Below are 19224 nucleotides of genomic sequence, written 5' to 3' on the forward strand. Positions count from 1 at the left end.
CAACCGTTTTCACCGGCGCGGACCGTGCTCGCTCAGGCCCCGAACTCGGCGTAGCGCACGACTTGGACCACCAGACCGATGACCACGGTCGCCTCGATCAGCGAGATCACGACCAGGGGCCACTGCGCCGGGCCGAGGATCCAGTAGACGGCCAGTGCCGCGAGCGGCGCCGCGCAGAACGTCAGCAGGTCGACGGCGAGCTGGAAACGCTTGCGCGAGCGGCGGTGTGCGTCGCGGCGGTGCGCGGACTCCCAGCCGAAGACGTCCCCCTGTTCCGACGTCAGTTCCTTGAGCCGCGGGCACAGTTCGTCGCGTATGTACCGGCCGATGGCGGAGATCTTCTCGTCGTTGACCAGGTAGGTCCAGCCCAGGACCACGGACAGCGGGGGGAGGAGCAGGAGCATCTCCACGTGGCCTCCCCGGGCCAGTGTCGATCCGATCACGGCTGCCATGACGGCGAGCGTGGCGTACAGGAGGTTGTCGCGGAAGCCGATACGGGCTCGCTGCTCCTGCTTGATCTGCTCGTATTCGGCAAGCAGGAGTTGGCCGGTGTCGATCACTTCGGTTCATTCTCCAGTCGGGCCAGTTGGGCTTCCAGGCCGCTGAGGCCCCTCTTCTGCGCGCCGCCTCGGATCTGGGACAACCCGGTCACGTTCAGGCGCAGTTGACGCGCCAGACGAGCGATGAGTTCCTCCGCCTCCACCCGGGTGACCTGTCGGCGTGAACCCATGCGCCGGTCCAGGCGGTCGAGGAGAGCGAGCTTACGTGGTGTCTCTTCCGCGCACCACACACGGAAGAAGCAGGTGCCGGCCATGCGGTAGCCGCCGATACGGGACACCGGGATCCCGTCCTCGCCGAAGGCGGTGGGAGGCAGCGAGACCGACCAGGTGCCGTCGTCGTCCTGTTCGGGGGCGACCGCGTGCAGGCCCTGCTCGTCGAGCCATTTCCGGGCGGACCGCAGAAGGCGCTCGTCCCCCCGGTCGTCCCGCTCCTCGGTGTCCAGGGTGTGGGTCAGCCTCCGGTCACCGCCGCAGAGCGCACTGAGCTCCGGGTCGGGTGCGGTCCCCGCCGAGGCCTGACCGTAGACCAGCAGCCCCTCCCGGCCGCGCACCAGGTACACCGGGAGGAAGACGAGGGTCTCGCTCACGCACTCCAGGGAGTCCAGGGCCGCGGGAAGGTTGAACCGGGCCCGGTCCTTGCGCTCCTTGAGGCGCTTCAGGGCCGAGCGGTCGAAGCCGGACGTCACGTGGATCGGGGTGAAGCGCGGGTAGTGGTCGCTTAGTTGCACCCGGGCCAGTTCGTCTCCGGACAGAAGCGTCACGACATCGTCGTCGTAGTGGGACCGGGTCAGCGGGGTGCACCCGAGGGCCTCGAAGTACAGCTTCCGGCGGTCCTGGCGGCTCACCACGTAGCGGACGTCGTCGTCCACGGAGCGCTTCCCCAGACGTGTCAGGGAGAGCCGTCCCCCGGCCTCCTCCCGCAGATGGCCGATCCTGGTCAGGAAGCGCACCGCCTGCGCGACCAGCGCGCGGTCCAGGGCGAAGAACGTGGCGAGTTCGTCCACGGTGTGCAGGGCGCCGTGGCGCAGCCCGCGCTCCAGGAAGCGGTCGATCAGGAAGAAGGGCTCGCCCTCGGTGATGTCGGCGCGGATCTCCACCTCCCAGACCGGCAGCAGCAGGGAGTAGAGCCGGGTGGGCACGAGGCCCTGGCCGAAGGCGGCGTCCTCCAGGACGCGTTCCTCGGGGAAGTTCATCAGCCGTGGAGCCGTCGTCACGGTCGGCCCCCTTCCGAGGAGGACCCGCGGGCGGCTCTGCCCATGTCCGGGAGGGCTTCGTCGAGGGCGGCCATGACGTCCTTGTGGTCCCGCAGGTCACCGCGGTCGAGCAGATGCCGGTGCAGTTCGCCCATGAGCGTGCGGAAGCCGGGGTCGTCGGCGCGCATCAGGGTGCCCAGGTCGCCCACCATGACCAGTTGGCTCTTGGCGCGGGTGAAGGCGACGTTGGCGCGGCGCAGCTCCTTGAGGAAGCCGATGCGGCCCTCGGCGTTGCTGCGGGTGAACCCGTACAGGACGATGTCGCGCTCACCGCCCTGGTAGGAGTCGACGCTGCCGACCGAGGCGTCCGCGAGCTGGGAGTCACCGATCAGCGGGGTCAGATGGCGGATGACCTCCAGACGCTGGGCGAGGTACGGGACGATCACCACCCACTCGGAGCCCCGGTGGTGGTAGAACGCGGCGAGCCTGGCCAGAAGGCGTGCCTCGCAGGGGTTGAAGGGGCCCCGGTGGCCGCGGCCCTCGGTGCGGCGGCCACCCGACTCGCGGCGTACCCGGTCGGGCAGCCCGCCGGTGTCGACGAAGGCCATCGGACTCGCGAACAGGGGACCGGTGTGCCGGTGGTCCTTCTCGGTGAGCAGCTCGCCCCGGTAGAAGGAGGCCGAGATGAAGTCGGCGATCTCCGCGGGCATCCGGCGCTGGCGGGTCAGCTGCACGATGTGTGAGGCGGGCAGCCCGCCCCGCAGGCGTTCCAGGGCGCTCTGCGCCAGCAGCCGGACCACTTCGGGGTCACCGTTCTCCTTGGCCCACTCGTCCACCTCGGAGTCCCGGAAGGGCGGCAGTTGCCGGTCGTCACCGACCAGGACCCCGCGGCGGACCCGGGTCAGGGGCACCAGTGTGTCCGCGACGCCGATCTGTCCCGCCTCGTCGACGATGCCCAGGTCGAAGTCGACTCCCGACAGTTCGGGGCGGGACGCGGCACCGATGCAGGTGGCGCCGACCACCTGGGCGTAGCGGACCAGTTCGGGCACCAGCTGGCCCGGCTCTTGGCCGACGGCGGCTTGCCACTGCCGGGCCAGCTCCCCGCGTTGCGCGAGGAGCGGCAGCCAGTCCCGCAGCCGCCTGTGCAGGGCGTGCAACGCGGCTGCCGCATCGGCCGCATGGGGCAGGCGAGGGGGCTCGGGTTCACCCGGCACGACGGAGCGGAGTGCGTGGACGGCGGTGTCGGCGGCGTCGTAGGCGTACTGCAAACCCTGGCCGACGAGGTGTTCGGCCGTCCGGAGCGCGGTCCGGGCCGCCCGGACCGCGGCGTCGTCGCGGATCGCGTGGTCCGCCTCGGCGCCGGCGGCCTCGGCCTGCCGGCGCAGCTCGGGACCCAGCGCCCGGAGGTGCTGGATCTCCGCGTGTGCCGTGGCGAACTCCGCCTCCCGGCGGCGGGCACGGGAGCGGTACAGCCGACCGATGAGGAAGGCATGGGAGCGCTGCCCCGCGTGCCGCGCCTTCTCCTGGAGGAACGCGGCACGCTCGAACAGCGACTGCAGGGCCGCGTCCGCCTCCCGCTGCCGGTCCTGGAGCATCGCCAGCCGCGCCCGGGCCGGAGCGGCTGCCGCGTCGCTCGCCTCCCGCAGCCGCAGGGCCGCGGCCTCCGCGTTCTCCAGCTGTCCGTCGACCTGCCTCATGCGCGCGGCGAGTTCGTCCGCCCACGGTTCCACGGCCGCCGCCTCTTCGTAGGCGCGCGTGCGCTGGGTCATGGCGTGGCGGATCTCCTGGGAGAGACCGTCCGCCTGCTCCTCCAGGAGCAACGGCTTGACGTCGACGTGCACCTTGCTCTCGTCCCCGACCCGGATGACGACGAGATCCCGTGGCAGACGGGCCAGAACGTTGTCCACGGCGCGGTTGGTGTGGGAGGTGACCAGCACCCGGCCGCTGTCGGCCCCGGCCGTCGTCGCGGCGGTATGGGCGATCTCCGTGATGGTCCGGGTCTTTCCCGTGCCGGGCGGACCGAGCACCACAAGAAGATCCTCGGTGGTCAACGCTTTGCGGAAGGCTTCCAGCTGCTCGGGATCGAGGTCCTCGTGCGGCTGCGCGGTCGTCGCGGGGATCGCGCGTACGTGGTGCTCGACCACAGCCGCGAGGAGACCCGGATTCCTGGCCTCCCGTTTGCGCAGAGCCGCCACGGCCTGTCGCTGCTTGTTGAAGATGACGCTGCTGGGGATCAATTCCAGAGCGCCGCGCGCCGGCAGCCGGTCCCAGGAAACGGGCTGCTCGAACCGGACGGTGACGGTATTCTCCACCGCCCTGCTCACCTTCCCGCGCGTCTCGGTGTCGCCCTGGATGCGGACGAAGGCTCCGGCCGGCGGAGACTCCGTTCCGACGAGCCGGAATTCGTAGACGGACCGCGGAGTGCTGCCGCGCTTGCCACCGGTGGTGGTGAGGCGCTGGTACGGAAACGGCGCGGCCTGGCGGTCGTCCCGGGTGGTGATCTCCTCGGTCGCGTCGATCAGCCGGTCCACCGAGTCGAGGAACTCCGACTGGGCCTCGCTGACGGCGGGGGTTCCCTGCTGCTCCGCTCGCACCCGGCCGAGATCCTGCCAGGCCTGGTCGAGGACCTGCCACTGGGCGTCCGAGCCGTCGGGCACGGCCCGCAGTTCGAACACCATGCGCCAGGCGGGCGGGCGTACCAGGAGGCATGCTCCGGCGAGCCGCGCGTGGTCGGCCAGGCGCAGCGGATCGATGTGCTTGACGAGGTAGCCCGTACCTCGCTTCGTGGCCTCCAGACGCAGTCGGTAGGTGCGCGTGTGCACCAGCAGCGACGCCCGGTACTTGCCGGTTGCCGGGCTGATGCTCACGGCGGCGCCGTCTTCGAGCTGGTTCAGGTCGTGGACGATCCGCGAGAGGTCGGACGGCAGGCCCGCGCTGGACGCGGCTCTCGCGCGGAGCCGGTCGTCGAGGCCGATCCCCGGGACGAGCACCAGGGGAGCGCGCAGGGTGACGGTGGTGACGGACATCGGCGACGCTCCTCAGCGCTGGGGCGGCGGCGGGACGGACGCCAGTTCACGTGCGGCGGCGAGCAGGGCGGCGCCGAGCGCACCGGCCCCCGGGCGCGCCCCCGGGTCCTCGCGCAGGGCGCCGGCGACCGCGTGGACGAGGCCGTCCGGTGCGGAGCCCGAGCCGCGATAGGGCGGCATCCCGGGCTCCGGCACGCGGCCGGTCAGCGCGCGGTGCAGCAGCGCCCCCAGCTGGTAGACATCGGTGGCGGGCCCGGGACGGAAGCCGGAACCGTATCTCTGCTCGGGCGCCTGATAAGGCCCCGGGTTCTCGCCCGGGCGCGGCGGCACCGTGGCGAGGCCGAGGTCGCGCAGCGTCATGTGCGGCCGGTGCACGACCACCGCGGTCGGCCGCAGCGCCCGGTGCGACGACCCCGCGCCGCTCAGCCGCTCCAGCGCCTTGGCCACCTCGGCGAGCCCCTTCACGATCGACCACAGGCGCAGCGGGTCCGCCGGCACGGGCGATTCGGGCAGCAGCGCGTGCAGGGTCTCGGGGTGGCCGGACCGGGGGTCGCCGGGCCAGGCGAGGGCGAGGGTTGCGGTGTTCCCGGAGCGGGTGAGCTGGACGACGTCGGGGCCGCCGAGCCGCCGGCACAGCCGGGCCTCCTGCTCCAGCCCGGCGAGGGGATGGAAGCGGCCCGGGCCGGTCAGCGGATGGGTCCACTCGACCTGGCGCAGCCAGGCGTAGGTGTCCCGCGCGTTCCCGTCGGACACCACACGTGCCACCGCCTGGCGTCGTAGCACGTCGCCGTCCCGTGACTCCCGCAGCAGGTCTCCGGGGCCCTCGTACAGCAGGTATTCATGTGCGTCGACCCGGACGACGGGCCGGCTCTCCCAGGCACTGTCCGGAAAGCGGTCAGGGGCGGGCGCCAGGACGACGGCCGGCTCCGGGGGCCGCTGTCGCGGCGGCCGGCCGGCGGGGCGCAGGTCGCGCAGCACCCGCAGCGCGAAGGCGGCGGCGTGGCGCGCCGCGGTCTCCTGGGAGCCCTCGGCGTCGCGCTCGCCCTTGTCCGGATCGGCGCGGTCGCTGATCCCGCGAATGGAGAGGGCCCGCACGGTGCGGTCCATCCCGGCCGCGTGGGTGACACCGTGGCTCTCCATGTCGATGGCCGCGGCGTCGTTGTAATGCCGGCGAATGCGGCGGGCCGTCTCGGAGTCCCGGAAGCCGAGAAGCACATCGCCCGAGGCAATCGGCTCGAAATGAACCCGGGGAAGCGGGGCGGGGCGGTCGTCCGAGGGAAGGAAGGCCCAGGGCTCGTTGCGGCGGGCGGAGCGCACCAGCTGGTCCATGTCGTGGCCCGGCTCCCAGACGTCGGGCCGCGCGGCGAAGCCGTCCTCGCTCTCGCGGCCGCCGTGATAGCCGTAGACCTTTCTGGCGACGACGACGTCACCGAGGCGGACATCGTCCTTGAGCGCACCGGCGACGCCGACGAAGAGCATCGCCTCGGCGTCGAAGTACTGGAGGGCGGGCTGTGCGACGAGAGCCGCGCGGGTGTTGGTGGGGCCCGTCTCGGCCAGCGCCACCTCCCAGTTGAGGCCGCGTATCCGGCCGACGTCGAGGCGGGTGCCCTGCGGCAGCTCGACCTCGTCGACATCCACCATGTGACGGCGCACCGCCTCGTATTCGACCTCCAAGGCGGTGAGCACGACAACGACGGGCCGCCTTCTCGTTCCCCCCAACGAAAACCCTCACTTCCCCGGCACGTGAGATCGTTCCCCGCGACTTCGGTCGTTCCGGCGGCAGTCCCCGCCCGGCAAGGGATTCACTTTAGCCCGGTACTTCGGAGGGTATTCGGCGGCCGGTCCCACCCGGTGGGAATGGCTCCGGCAAGGGTGAAGAACAAGCCAGTGCGACCGCTGCGCCGAGCGATTGCCGCAATTCGAGGCAGCGACCGCAAAACGGATCAGCAGGCCGATCGGAATGCCGGTGATGCGGTGGATAATCCGCTGATTGTCCGGTGCCTTACGGATATCCGCGGAAACGCGGGCCGGCCGTGACGGCAGCCGGACCGAGGGCGCTGCGGGCCCGGGCGCACCGTCGACGCCCAGGTCACCGGCGTCCGCGACCGCCCCTGAAGTTAGGGTGGCTCGACAGCACATCGTTGACGGGAACAAGGAGCAGAAGTGAGCGAGCCGGCGTCCATCGCCCTGCAGCAGGAGATCGCCCGGGAACTCGAGGTGGCCGAGACCTTCGAGGCCGAGCGGGAGATCGAGCGCCGGGTGGCCTTCCTCGCCGAGCGGCTGGCCTCGACCGGGCTGCGCTCCCTGGTGCTCGGCATCAGCGGAGGCGTCGACTCCACCACCGCGGGCCGGCTGTGCCAGCTGGCCGTCGAGCGCGCCAGGGACGCCGGGCACGACGCGCGGTTCTACGCGATGCGGCTGCCGTACGGGGTCCAGGCCGACGAGCACGACGCCCAGCTCGCGCTCTCCTTCATCCGGGCCGACCAGGTGCTGACCGTGGACATCAAGCCCGCGAGCGACGCCGCGCTCGACGCGGCGCTGGCCGCCGGTGTGGGCTTCCGCGACGCCCACCACCAGGACTTCGTCCACGGCAACATCAAGGCCCGCCAGCGCATGATCGCCCAGTACGCGGTGGCCGGTGCGCACGACGGCCTGGTCGTCGGCACCGACCACGCGGCCGAGGCCGTCTCCGGCTTCTTCACCAAGTTCGGCGACGGCGCCGCCGACCTGGTCCCGCTGACCGGCCTGACCAAGCGCCGGGTGCGCGCCGTCGCGGAGATGCTGGGCGCACCGGCCGAGCTGATCTGGAAGGCCCCGACCGCCGACCTGGAGACCCTCGACCCGGGCAAGGCGGACGAGGACGCGCTCGGGGTCACCTACGACGACATCGACGACTTCCTCGAGGGCAAGCCGGTGGACGAGCGGACCCACGACAAGATCACCGGCCGCTACCGCCTCACCGACCACAAGCGGCGTCTGCCCATCGCGCCCTGAGAACCCGGGCCGCCCCGTCCGGCCGGGTCTCCTGTCCGCCGAGTCGTCCCTCATCCGGATATCGGAGACTTTCCGACAATCCGTGGCTCCGACTGCCATCATGTGCCGACGGGACCGGCGGCTCGATCGAGCGCCGCCTCCCGAGGGCGGGGGGACATTGATGACGGACGAGTCGTCGGCGGCGTTCGATGCGGGCGCGTTACTCCACGGGAGGCTCTCGATGGCCGGGCGGAAGGCCGCCCGGCGCGAGCTTCTCGCTCCCGCCCAGCCGGCCCTCCGGTTTGTCCGGGCCCGCGTGGCCGCCGAGGACGTCGGGGTGCTGCGGACCCTTCGTGACCAGCGGACGCAGGTGCACGAACTGCTGGCACCCAGGGCGGCCGCGGCCACGACCGTCCGTGCCCTGGAGGGGGTGGACCCCTATCCGCGGGACGAGCCGGCGGCGGCCCAGGCGCTGCGGGCCTCCGCCGCCATGGCGCTCGCCCTGGTGGACGACGCCGAGAGCGCCGCGCGGCAGTTGCGCACCGGGCTCCTGTGGCTCCGGCACTGCCAGGCCCACCCCGCCCACCCCTCCGGCACGGCAGCGGCCGAGGGCACGGAGTTCACCGCCCTGCTCGACGGCGCGACCACCGGACACGCGGCCCGCATACGGCGCCTTCTGGCCGAACTCCCTCCCGGCGAAAGCGATCTCGCCCTGCCCGCGCTGCTGTGGCTGCTGTCGCTGGACGACGCCCTGCCCGACATCCGGACCGTGGCCGGGGCGAGTGTCCTGTTCGACGACGGCAGCGGCGGTACGAAGGGGGTGCGGGCGACCCTCAGGGTCTCCGTCCTGCCCGGGGGGCCACCGGCCCTGGTTCCCGACCCGAGGACCATGTCCGGGTTCCGGGGCGACACGGGGTTCGCGGAATCCCTGCGCGACGCCTGGACCGTGGCCGGCGGCCGTGTCAGGGGGACGGTGCTGTGGTCGCTCACCGGCCCCGACGGGGTCGTGGGCATGGTGGCCGACCGCTCGCTGGGCTGTGCCTTCGCCGTTCTGATCGGGGAGGCGGGCCGGCGGTCGGGGCGCTGGGCCCGGCTGCCAACGGTGCGCCGGCTCAACCCCCGTACCGCACTGGTCGGAGCGCTCGACGGGACGTCGTCCGGCGGGCTCGTCTCCGTCGGTGGCTACGTCACCAAACTGGGAGCGGCGGACAACGGGCGCAATGTGATCCTCCCGGCGGCCGACCGGAAGCAGGCGCTGGAGGTGTGGCAGGGCGACGAGTCCGCCCGGCTCATCTTCGCCTCCACGGCCGATGAGGCCGCCCGCAGAGCCCGCGTTGTCGACGGCCCGGGCCTGCTGCGCTGGACCGGGAGCCTCGTCGTCCTCGCCACTGTGGCAGCGGGGATCGCCGCAGTCCTGGCCTACTCCCTGTCGAAGGAGAGCAAGGAGGAGGCCCGCAACGCACTGGCGGCCGACCTCTCCGCCGAGGCCCTGACCCTCCGCCAGACCGATCCCCGGCTGGCCGGACTGCTCGGTCTCGCCGGGAACTACGTCCGGCCGGGCACTCCCAGGGCCGTGCAGGCGATGCGGGACGTGCTGGAGGCGAACACGGGTGTCCGGCTCTCGTGGCGGGCGAGTCCCGCACAGGTCGACAGCGTCGCCGTGGACGACAAGCGCGGCAGGGTGTACACCACCGGCGACGATCCGTACATCAAGTCCTGGGACCTGCACACCGGCAAGGCGCTCGGGAAGGTCTCCGGGCCGGTCGGCGGGCTCGTGCTCAACGACGTCAGCGGGCTGCTCGCAGCCCGGGACAGCACCTCGGTCCTGCTGTACGAGGCGCTGGACCGAGTCCCCGTGCTCAGGGGCCGGCTCCCGGTGCCGACCTGTGCCCGTGCGGACAGCCGGCCCGTGGCGAACGCCTTCACCGACCGGGGCGTCCGTCTGGTCGAGGTGCGGGACGACGGAACGATGGCGCAGTACGACACCACCACGCGCACCCAGACCGACTGCCGGCGCCTGGACACCATGGGGGATCTGGGCGTGCCGGGCGGCCGCCGTGTCGTGGTGGACGCCGACGTCGCCCTCGGCACGTCGCACCGCCCCGACCGTGAACCCGCGGAGGAGCAGATCCTCCTGCTGCTGACGAACAACACGGTGCTCTCGGTCGGCCTGGACCGTCACAAGGCGGCCGTGGAGATCGACGAGAACGACGTCCAGGGGACGGCCTCCCGGATCGGGGCGAACGACGAACTCGTGGTGCTGGCCACCCCCGGCGGCGTACAGGCCTGGGACCGGGTACGGCACCGGCAGCTCAGCTTTCCCGTCGGCGGGCTCGCGACCGCGCCGGAGGACATGGTGGAGCACAGCGGAAGCGTGGTGATCGCCTCGGAGAGCGGCACCGTCCTCGTGCCGCTCGGAACCGGCGGCGACGCCGCCGGCAGCCGGGGCCTCGAACGGCCCCGGGGCGGACCGTCCCTGGCCGTCGCCGCCGGTGCCGAGTTCACCGTCGTCGCGGCGGGCCGCGGCGGGCGGGTCAACGTCCTCGACGCCAACCCCGGCCCGCTCGGCAGCCCCACCGCACCGGCCTCCAGCGCGGGGTCGTTCGGCCCGGACGGGGAACTGCTGCTCACCGACTTCTCGGGCGGCGCCTCCGCAGGGCTGTACACGACCCGGCAGGAGACCCCGGGCGGCAGCGGCACTTCCGCGGGGTGGCAGCACGTCACGGACTACCGGTCCCGCGAGATCTACGTCAACGACGTGGCGATGGGCCCCCGGTACGTCGCAGCCGCCGGGCAGTACGAGGGAAGCGGCACGGTCAGGGTGTGGCGCAGGGACGGCACCCTGCTGCGTGACCTCAGGCCGTCGGGGGTCGACGAGAGCTCCCGGCCACCGGCCGAACGGATCGTCACCTCGGTGCGGTTCGTGCCGGAAGCGGACCTTCTGATCGCACGGCACGTCACCGGCCCGGTGACCGTGTGGTCCACCCGGACCTGGAAGGAACAGGCGACAGTACCCCTCACGGCGGGCATGGGGATGGAAGTGCACGGGACCACCGCCGTCGCCCTGGAACAGCCCGGGGAGGCCGGTGCCCGGCTCGCCGAGATCGACCTGCGCCACCCGAGGGACCGCCCCGTCCGGACGGTGGCCGTCCCGAACACGTACCGCATCGCGTGGAGCCGCGACGGTTCACGTCTCGCCCTGCTCGTCCGGGGCAACACCGTGCGCTACCTGGACACCGCTCTGCGCAGGACCGGCAGCACGCTGCGGCTGCCCGGGGGGACCACCACGGCGACGGCGGTCGCGCTCTCCCCGGACGGCAGCCGTGTCGCCACCGGGTTCGCCGACCAGGTCCTCGTGCACGACACCGCCACCGGTCTTCAGTCCATGCCCGCCCTGCCCCGGACCGGGGACGGGGAGATCATCCATCTGTACTGGTCGCCCGACGACCGGATGCTCGCGGCGGTCACCCGGTCGTTCCGTACCGACAACGCCGCCGGCCCGCTGAACGTGTGGCCGGTGGGCGGCATCGACTGGCGCAAGAGCATCTGCCGGTGGACCGGCGGAGAAGGACTCACCCCGCAGGAGTGGGCCGAGCACATCGGCAACCGCCAACCGTACGTCGACCTGTGCGCCGAGGAGAAGTGACCGAACCATGCCGCGTTCATCCCTCACCCCCCTTCTGCGTTCCCTGGCCGGCCTTCTGCTGCTGTCCCTGGCGGCCACCGCGTGCTCGACGGACTCCGCAGGGCCGGCCTCCGGGCCGGGCAAGGACGCCGCTTCCCCCTCCGGGGGCCATGAGCGGCCCGTCCTCGCCTACATCGGGCCGGAGCGGCGGGCGGTGATGCTGGCCGAGGCCGCCGGCCGCACCTGGCAGGCCGTCCGTACGGGAACGCGGGCGCCGGAGCGGCTCGCCTGGTCGCCCGACGGCCGGCGCCTGGCCTGGACGGACTCGGTGGAGGACGACACCACGGGGCGGCTCCACATCCTCGATGTCACCACCGGGAAAGAGGTCTCCCATGCCTGCCCCTGCCGAGGGATCGGCTTCCTCGGCACGGATGCCGTCAGCCTCGCGAGCGACGGCAGCGCGCTGCTGACCTTCGCCGCGACGGGCGATCCGCAGCGCATTCCGCTGGTCCGGAGCAAGGGGCCCTACGCCCTCCTCGTCACCGGCGGCACCGACGACGTCATCGTGTTCACTCCGCTCCCCGAGGGCCCCGGCGTCTTCCGGGGACAGGGCACCATCGACGCGGTCGACCGGCGCGGGCGGCTCCGCCCGCTGCTGCCGGCGAAGTCTCCGTCCACTCTCACGGAGGCCTGGCGGGCACCCGACGGCAAGGCCGTGGCCTGGTCCGACTCGGACAGCGGCGGCGCCTGCTGGACGACCTCCACCCTGCACAGCCACTCCGGCGGCACCGGCCGGCCCGCCCGCCTGCTGCCCGCCGACACCGCGTTCCGGCAGGCGCTGATCGACGACCAGCGTGCGATCACGTACGCCGCCTGGGCGGGCACAGGGATGACCGTCACCTTCTCCGGCCTCCGCAGCTGCAACGCCCCCTATCCGGGCCGGCCGGTCTCCTACTACGTCAGGGACGGGAAGTGGACCTATCTCGGCACCGGTCTGCTCGGTGTGGGCCTCGGCGCCGACGGGCGCACGGCCCAATTGCGCGACGACGCCGGGGACGACGCCACCCGGGTGCCCACCGGCACGCTCACCCTCGTCTCGGAGGGGCGGCGGCACAAGCTGGCGGACGGCGTCTCCACCTTCCTGTTCACCCCGGCGGAGAGCGCGGCGGCGAAGCCTCCGGCCGCCGTGCGACAGCCGCCCGGCGCGGCCGTGGTCACCACGACCGACCACGGCAAAGCGCTGCCGGACTCGGTCCTGCGGCTGGCCCGCCGGATCGAGAAGGCCGCAGCCGCCGGTGACACCGAGGAGCTCGTACGGCTCTGCGACGGCTGCCGGCCCGGGGTGCGGGACTGGATCCGCCGCGCGAAGGGACCCTCGGACATCCTCAGGGCGATCCGGGCGCACCCGGGCCGCAACGGGGCGGACGCGGTGCTCTATCCCGGTCTCTCCTTCTGCGCGGACGAACCGGGCAAGGAGGCCACCTGCACCCCGCAGCAGTTGCGGGACGTGGCCGTCCTCGGCCTGAAGCACGAGAGCGACGCGGAGTTCGGCGGGTGGACGTATCTCCCCTCGACGGCCGGGATCGTGCCGTTGACCGTGGCCGTCGAGAAGAACGGAGAGGCCCGTTGGACCGGACTGGCGGCGGGATGACCGGCCGCGACGAGGTGGCCCAGGACGCTGGGCTGCGGGCCCCGGACGGTCCGCTCATGACCGGGGACGTACTGGACGGCAGAACCGTCCTCGGCTTCACGTGCGCGGCGCGCGGGCTGCCCACCCCGGCGGACGATCTGCTCCTGTTCGAGGGCGACGAGTCGAAGGACGAGGAGTGCGGGGGAGACGAGTACCCCGGATCGCCGTCGCGCCCCAGTGTCGTGGGCGTGTCCCGGCACCCCGGCGTGGAGCGCGTCGGCCCGCATCCCCGCCGTCAGCTGGCGGCCGACCGGGTGCATCCCGCCGACGAGGTCGCCCCCGGGCTGGCAGGCGCCTTCGGTGAACTCGTGTACGGGCCGGACGCACCCCGCTACCTCGCCCCGCTGATCGACCGGCTCACCGGCGACGGACACGGCTTCTGGCTGGCGGGCGGCGCACCCAGGGACCTGGTGGCCGGTGCCCGTCCGGACGAAGTGGGGGATCTGGACACCACGGGCACGGCTCCGGCCGGCGGCTTCTTCGACGTGACGGACCAGGTGCTGGGCGACGACGGCCCCAGCGACGAGCACCCGCGCCGCTTCAGCCCGGACAGCCTGGTCTGCTCGATCCTGCCGCCGCAGCGCGAGGGCCTGGTGCTGGACTACCGGGGGCTGGGTGTGGGCGGCGTGCCCTGGCCGGCCACCGGGACGGACCTGCGCCGGGACGGCCTGCAGCGGGACCTCACCGTCAACACGCTGCTCTACGACCCGGTCCACCACCTCGTGCTGGACCCGTTGGGGCGGGCTCTGGACGACCTCGCCCACGACGGCGGCAGCCGCCGTCTCGTCCCGGCGGGGCTCCCGGACGACCCCGAGACCTGCGCGGCCGTGCTGCCGCGGTCCCTGAAGTTCCGGCTGCGCTGGGACCCGGACGGAGACGGTCCGGGGCGCGTGGCCGCTCTGGACGACACGGCGCTGCGGGGCTGGGCCACCGCCCTGCCCGAGGATCTGGTGGCCCGGCTGGACGACCGCGGCGACGCCGTGTGGCGGCGCCTGCGCGAACTCGCCGCCGCCTGCCTGCCTCCCGGCGGCCTCACCCCGGCGCTGTCGGCGGTGGTACGGGAGTACGGCCGGCCGGCTGCCGCGCTGGTCGGCCGGCTGGCCGGACCGGAGCGTGACTGACATGGCCCGGCTGGAGGAGACCGTGGCGGTGCACCGCCCGCTGAGCGGCTGGATCGCGTCACTGGACCCGGGCGCGCGCCCGGCCCTGGGCGTCATCAACGACGGTGACGAGCGGTCCGACGCCAGGGACATGGTCCGCTTCCGTACCGCCGCGTGGGCGCGCACGAGCGTGATCGCCGACCGCGACGGGATCTCCGGACGGGTGCTCGCACTGCGCGCGCCCGACGGCTCGCTCGTGGTGGAACTGGACGACTTCGGCCGCCCGATCGCCGCCTCGGAGCAAGGAGCGGAGCTGGTCGCCGAGGTGGAGCGGCGGTGGTCCGATCTCCCCGCCGATGCCGCGACGGTGGAGCGGCTGCGGCTCGAAAGTCTTGAGCTGCGGTACTTCCTCCTCCACCGGATGGGCCGCGAGACCCGGGCTCCGGCTCCCTTGTTCCACTGCCTGCCCTGGGAGCGGGTGGAGGCCGTCGCCCGTGCGACTGCCGTACTGCTGACGCCGGGGGGTGCCGCCCCGGAGTCCGTGAGCGGCACCCAGGGGACGTCCGCCGACGAGGAGCTGCGGCACTGGTTCACCCCCGCCGCGCTCTCGCTTGCGGGTCCGCTGTCCGTCCTGCGCAGGGGACTGCGCGACGGGCGGGCCGGGCCGTGGTTCTCGCGGGAGGCGGCCGCCCTGCTGACGGGGCTGCTGGCGGTGGACCCGGCCCGGCTGCCCGCCGCCACCCGGTCCGCCCTGTCCGGGGTGGCCGGCCGGCTCGGCGCCGATCCGGTGCTCCACCACAGCGCCCGCCTGGCGGCCGACCGGCTCACCGGCCCCGGGCCGGCGCTTCTGAACCTCACCCTGACCACACGGCTCGACTCGGACTTCGTCCTGCGGGCCTCCTCCGGAGCGGGTGAGGAGACCGGCGCCGTGCTGAAACAGGGGCCGGTGTCCGCGGATGTGGTGGTGACCCCGGGCGGGGCGGTGGTCGTGGAGCTGGAGATCTCCACCACGGCGCCCGCACCCGTGCGTCCTGCGGTGGACGACGGCCCCCTCTGCCACCCCGTCCTGGTCAGCCCGGTCGGGGGCAGGGCGGCGGACGACGCGCCGGTGCGGTACTGGATGCTGCTCGACAGCGCCGGCGACGTACTGCACGGCTTCCTCGCGGCGCCCGCCCCCGAAGGGCAGTTCGACGTCGGACTGGATGCCCCACCGGTCGCGCTGCGCTTCCTCGACCGCGTGCCCCACCGGGAACTCCTTGCGTCCCTGCACGCGAACGAGCACATCGGCCCGTCCCGCTGGCACGATCTGATCGACGGCCTCCCCGCGCACCATCCCGCGCATGCCGCGCTGGCCGCCTACGACGCCCAACTGCCTTCCTAGACTCGACCGTTCGGGCCCGTCCGCGCAGGCCGGGCGGCTACCTTGGACGGGTGGATACCGCAGCTTCACCAGCAGGTCCGCCGAGCCCGGGAACGGAGGCCCGCCGACGGGCGCTCCACGCCGAGTTCCGGCGACTGGAGGAAAGCGCCACCTACAGCGCCCAGACCCAGTTCGAACAGGCCAAGCGCTGGCGGGCCCTGCACTGGGCCCTCGGCATTCCTACGACCCTGCTGGCCGCCGTCGCCGGGACCACGGCACTGGTGGAGTCCGCCGGCGGCACGGCCGCGGGCATCCTGGCCCTGCTCTCCGCAGGGCTCGGCGCGGTCCTCACCACGGTCAACGCGCCCCAGCGGGCCGGACAGGCGGCCGCCTCCGCCAACGCCTACCTGGAGATCCAGACGGCCGCCCGGCAGCACCGGGAGATCGATCTGCCGGACTGGGCGCTTCCCGAGGCGCTCGCGGCGCTGACCGCGCGCCGTGACGAGCAGAACGCCAAGGCGGAGGTGCCCGGCATGCGTGCCTACAGCCGGGCGAAGGCCAATGTGGGCGTGGGGACGCAGACGTACGCCGTGGACGAGAACGCCGGCTGACGGGACCCCGGCCTCAGCCGCCGCCGCACTCCGGGCACAGCCCCCGGTACGTGACCTCGACCTCGGAGACCGTGAAGCCGAACCGCTCGGAGTCCGGCAGGCCGGCCAGGGGGTCGACGACGGGGTGGACGTCGCGGATCACGCCGCAGCCCGAGCACACCAGGTGCTGGTGGGGGTGGTGCGCGTTCGGGTCGTAGCGCTTGGCGCGGCCGTCCGTGGCGACCTCGATCACCTCGCCGAGCGCGACCAGCTCGCCGAGGGTGTTGTACACCGTGGCGCGCGAGATCTCCGGCAGCCGGGCGGTCGCGTGCATCAGCACCTCGTCCGCCGTGAAGTGCACATGCTCACCGGCGAGCACCTCGGCGACCACCCGGCGCTGTGCCGTCATGCGCCAGCCGCGCCCGCGAAGCCGTTGCAGCAGGTCACTCATGGCCACCAGCCTAACTGTGCGTTGTCGTCCGGCGAATGATGCGCCCGGGTGTGTGTGTCGTATTGACTTGGACTATGTCCATCGTAGGATCGGTTCCGGCCGACAGCCAAGGGCCAGGGCAACAGCAGGGAAGAGTGCGTGACTTCAGCAGGCGGTGCCGTCCCTCCGGTACCCGGTGTGCCGCTCGCACACGGCCGGACCGGCGAGCGGGCCGGTGCGGGCTGCCCCGGCGCCGTCCGCGTTCCGCCGTCCCTCGAGGCGGGTGGGAGATCTTCGCCCGGCGATCCGGCCCGCCCCGGTGCCCGCGCCCCCGGCCGCTCCACCACCCGCATTTCCTGAGCACCGTGATCCGCCCCGTCCGGAAGGAATTCCATGACTGAGAACCACGACGCGATCGTCACCGACCCCGAGCCGGAGGAGGCCGGTGGCTGCCCGGTCGCGCACGGTCGCGCGCCGCACCCGACCCAGGGCGGCGGAAACCGCCAGTGGTGGCCGGAGCGGCTGAACCTGAAGATCCTCGCCAAGAACCCCGCGGTGGCCAACCCGCTCGGTGAGGACTTCGACTACGCCGAGGCGTTCAACTCCCTCGACCTGCCCGCGGTCAAGCGGGACATCGCCGAGGTGCTGACGGACTCGCAGGACTGGTGGCCCGCCGACTTCGGCAACTACGGCCCCTTCATGATCCGGATGGCCTGGCACAGCGCCGGCACCTACCGCGTCAGCGACGGCCGCGGCGGCGCCGGTGCCGGGCAGCAGCGCTTCGCCCCGCTCAACAGCTGGCCGGACAACGCGAGCCTCGACAAGGCCCGCCGGCTGCTGTGGCCGGTCAAGAAGAAGTACGGCAAGAACCTCTCCTGGGCCGACCTCATCATCCTCACCGGAAACGTCGCCCTGGAGACCATGGGTCTGAAGACCTTCGGCTTCGGCGGCGGCCGCGCCGACGTGTGGGAGCCCGACGAGGACGTCTACTGGGGCCCCGAGACCACCTGGCTCGCCGACGAGCGCTACACCGGCGACCGGGAGCTGGAGAACCCCCTCGGCGCGGTGCAGATGGGCCTCATCTACGTCAACCCCGAGGGCCCCAACGGCACCCCGGACCCGATCGCCGCCGCCCGCGACATCCGTGAGACGTTCCGCCGCATGGCGATGAACGACGAGGAGACCGTCGCCCTCATCGCCGGCGGCCACACCTTCGGCAAGACCCACGGCGCCGGCCCCTCGGAGAACGTGGGCCCCGACCCCGAGGCCGCCCCCCTCGAACAGCAGGGCCTCGGCTGGCAGAGCACGTACGGCACCGGCAAGGGCGCCGACGCCATCACCAGCGGGCTCGAGGGCATCTGGACGGACACCCCGACGGCCTGGGACAACAGCTTCTTCAACATCCTGTTCGGCTACGAGTGGGAGCTCTTCAAGAGCCCCGCCGGCGCCCACCAGTGGCGGCCGAAGGACGGCGGCGGCGAGGGCACGGTCCCCGACGCGTTCGACGCGTCGAAGACGCACGCGCCGACGATGCTGACGACCGACCTCTCGCTGCGCTTCGACCCGGCCTACGAGCAGATCTCGCGGCGCTTCCACGAGAACCCCGACCAGTTCGCCGACGCCTTCGCCCGCGCGTGGTTCAAGCTGACCCACCGCGACATGGGCCCGGTCGTCCGCTACCTGGGCCCCGAAGTCCCCGCCGAGACCCTGATCTGGCAGGACCCGCTGCCCGCGCAGACGTACGAGACCGTGGACGCCGGGGACATCGCCGCGCTCAAGGCGAAGATCCTCGCCACGGAGCTTTCGGTGTCCGAGCTGGTGTCCACCGCGTGGGCGTCGGCCTCCTCCTTCCGGGGCAGCGACAAGCGCGGCGGCGCCAACGGCGCGCGCATCCGCCTCGAACCGCAGAGCGGCTGGGAGGTCAACGAGCCCGACCGCCTGGCGGGCGTGCTCCGCACCCTCCAGGGCATCCAGGAGTCCTTCAACGCCGAGCAGCAGGGCGGCAAGCAGGTCTCCCTGGCGGACCTGATCGTGCTCGCCGGCGCGGCGGGCGTCGAGAAGGCGGCCAAGGACGCCGGACACGCCGTCGAGGTCCCCTTCACCCCGGGCCGCGTCGACGCGTCGCAGGAGCAGACCGACGTGGAGTCCTTCGTCGAGCTGGAGCCCAAGGCCGACGGATTCCGCAACTACCTCGGCAAGGGCAACCGGCTGCCCGCCGAGTACCTGCTGCTCGACCGCGCGAACCTGCTGAACCTGAGCGCGCCCGAGCTGACGGTCCTCGTCGGCGGTCTGCGCGTCCTGGGCGCCAACTACCAGCAGTCCTCGCTCGGTGTCCTCACCGACACCCCCGGGCAGCTGACCAACGACTTCTTCGTCAACCTGCTCGACCTGGGCACGACGTGGAAGTCGACGGCCGACGACGCGAGCACCTTCGAGGGCCGTGACGCCGAGGGCAAGGTCCGCTGGACTGGCACCCGGGCCGACCTCGTCTTCGGCTCCAACTCCGAGCTGCGCGCGCTCGCGGAGGTCTACGCGAGCGACGACGCGAAGGAGAAGTTCGTGAACGACTTCGTCGCCGCGTGGGACAAGGTCATGAACCTGGACCGGTTCGACCTGGTCTGAGCATGACGTACGGGCCGGCCCACTTGGGCCGGCCCGTACTGTCCGGGGCGGAGCG

At 72.8% G+C, this 19224-nt stretch carries 12 protein-coding genes; 7 read left to right on the forward strand and 5 right to left on the reverse strand.

Annotation, left to right across the window (positions count from 1 at the left end; all coding sequences use genetic code 11):
- Nucleotides 1-32 precede the first annotated feature (32 nt).
- Genes RLT58_RS31715 through RLT58_RS31730 form a run of 4 tightly spaced genes read right to left on the reverse strand, consistent with a single transcriptional unit; the run spans nt 33 to nt 6465 of the window.
- On the reverse strand, nt 33-560 hold the full coding sequence (locus RLT58_RS31715) for a hypothetical protein (protein WP_311313783.1): 528 nt from the start codon (nt 558-560) through the stop codon (nt 33-35).
- On the reverse strand, nt 557-1774 hold the full coding sequence (locus RLT58_RS31720; protein ID WP_311313784.1) for a hypothetical protein: 1218 nt from the start codon (nt 1772-1774) through the stop codon (nt 557-559). Before RLT58_RS31720 ends, RLT58_RS31715 begins: the two co-directional genes overlap by 4 nt.
- Nucleotides 1771-4779, reverse strand: a complete 3009-nt coding sequence (locus tag RLT58_RS31725; RefSeq protein WP_311313785.1) for an AAA domain-containing protein — start codon at nt 4777-4779, stop codon at nt 1771-1773. Before RLT58_RS31725 ends, RLT58_RS31720 begins: the two co-directional genes overlap by 4 nt.
- 12 nt (nt 4780-4791) lie before the next feature.
- The gene (locus RLT58_RS31730; RefSeq protein ID WP_311313786.1) at nt 4792-6465 is read right to left on the reverse strand and encodes a phosphorylase family protein; all 1674 of its coding nucleotides are present in this window, start codon (nt 6463-6465) and stop codon (nt 4792-4794) included.
- Between the two features lie 477 nt (nt 6466-6942).
- On the opposite strand from RLT58_RS31730, the gene nadE reads away from it, so the two are divergent.
- From nadE to RLT58_RS31760, 6 genes are all read left to right on the forward strand, one after another.
- Nucleotides 6943-7773: an NAD(+) synthase gene (nadE, locus tag RLT58_RS31735; RefSeq protein ID WP_311313787.1), complete on the forward strand. Its 831-nt coding sequence runs from the start codon at nt 6943-6945 to the stop codon at nt 7771-7773.
- A gap of 220 nt (nt 7774-7993) precedes the next feature.
- Nucleotides 7994-11398, forward strand: coding sequence for a WD40 repeat domain-containing protein (locus RLT58_RS31740; protein ID WP_311313788.1), 3405 nt, complete (start codon nt 7994-7996; stop codon nt 11396-11398).
- A gap of 7 nt (nt 11399-11405) precedes the next feature.
- Complete coding sequence (locus RLT58_RS31745) at nt 11406-13028, forward strand: hypothetical protein (RefSeq protein ID WP_311313789.1); 1623 nt, start codon at nt 11406-11408, stop codon at nt 13026-13028.
- A 56-nt stretch (nt 13029-13084) separates the two neighbouring features.
- Nucleotides 13085-14188, forward strand: a complete 1104-nt coding sequence (locus RLT58_RS31750) for a hypothetical protein (RefSeq protein WP_311313790.1) — start codon at nt 13085-13087, stop codon at nt 14186-14188.
- On the forward strand, nt 14181-15548 hold the full coding sequence (locus RLT58_RS31755; RefSeq protein ID WP_311313791.1) for a hypothetical protein: 1368 nt from the start codon (nt 14181-14183) through the stop codon (nt 15546-15548). The genes RLT58_RS31750 and RLT58_RS31755 overlap by 8 nt, the downstream gene beginning before the upstream one ends.
- Before the next feature lie 50 nt (nt 15549-15598).
- Nucleotides 15599-16138: an SLATT domain-containing protein gene (locus RLT58_RS31760; RefSeq protein ID WP_311313792.1), complete on the forward strand. Its 540-nt coding sequence runs from the start codon at nt 15599-15601 to the stop codon at nt 16136-16138.
- A 13-nt stretch (nt 16139-16151) separates the two neighbouring features.
- Here RLT58_RS31760 and RLT58_RS31765 read toward each other — a convergent pair whose 3' ends face one another.
- Nucleotides 16152-16568: a Fur family transcriptional regulator gene (locus RLT58_RS31765; protein ID WP_311313793.1), complete on the reverse strand. Its 417-nt coding sequence runs from the start codon at nt 16566-16568 to the stop codon at nt 16152-16154.
- A 372-nt stretch (nt 16569-16940) separates the two neighbouring features.
- On the opposite strand from RLT58_RS31765, the gene katG reads away from it, so the two are divergent.
- Complete coding sequence (gene katG, locus RLT58_RS31770) at nt 16941-19169, forward strand: catalase/peroxidase HPI (RefSeq protein WP_311313794.1); 2229 nt, start codon at nt 16941-16943, stop codon at nt 19167-19169.
- The last annotated feature ends 55 nt before the right edge of the window (nt 19170-19224 follow it).

This window comes from Streptomyces sp. ITFR-16, assembly GCF_031844705.1.
Lineage (GTDB): Bacteria > Actinomycetota > Actinomycetes > Streptomycetales > Streptomycetaceae > Streptomyces.

Excerpts from the sequence above, each read along its gene's own strand:
- RLT58_RS31725 (WP_311313785.1), bottom strand. The coding sequence starts at position 4,779 with ATGTCCGTCACCACCGTCACCCTGCGCGCTCCCCTGGTGCTCGTCCCG.
- RLT58_RS31740 (WP_311313788.1), top strand. The coding sequence starts at position 7,994 with ATGGCCGGGCGGAAGGCCGCCCGGCGCGAGCTTCTCGCTCCCGCCCAG.
- RLT58_RS31745 (WP_311313789.1), top strand. The coding sequence starts at position 11,406 with ATGCCGCGTTCATCCCTCACCCCCCTTCTGCGTTCCCTGGCCGGCCTT.
- RLT58_RS31750 (WP_311313790.1), top strand. The coding sequence starts at position 13,085 with ATGACCGGGGACGTACTGGACGGCAGAACCGTCCTCGGCTTCACGTGC.
- RLT58_RS31765 (WP_311313793.1), bottom strand. The coding sequence starts at position 16,568 with ATGAGTGACCTGCTGCAACGGCTTCGCGGGCGCGGCTGGCGCATGACG.
- katG (WP_311313794.1), top strand. The coding sequence starts at position 16,941 with ATGACTGAGAACCACGACGCGATCGTCACCGACCCCGAGCCGGAGGAG.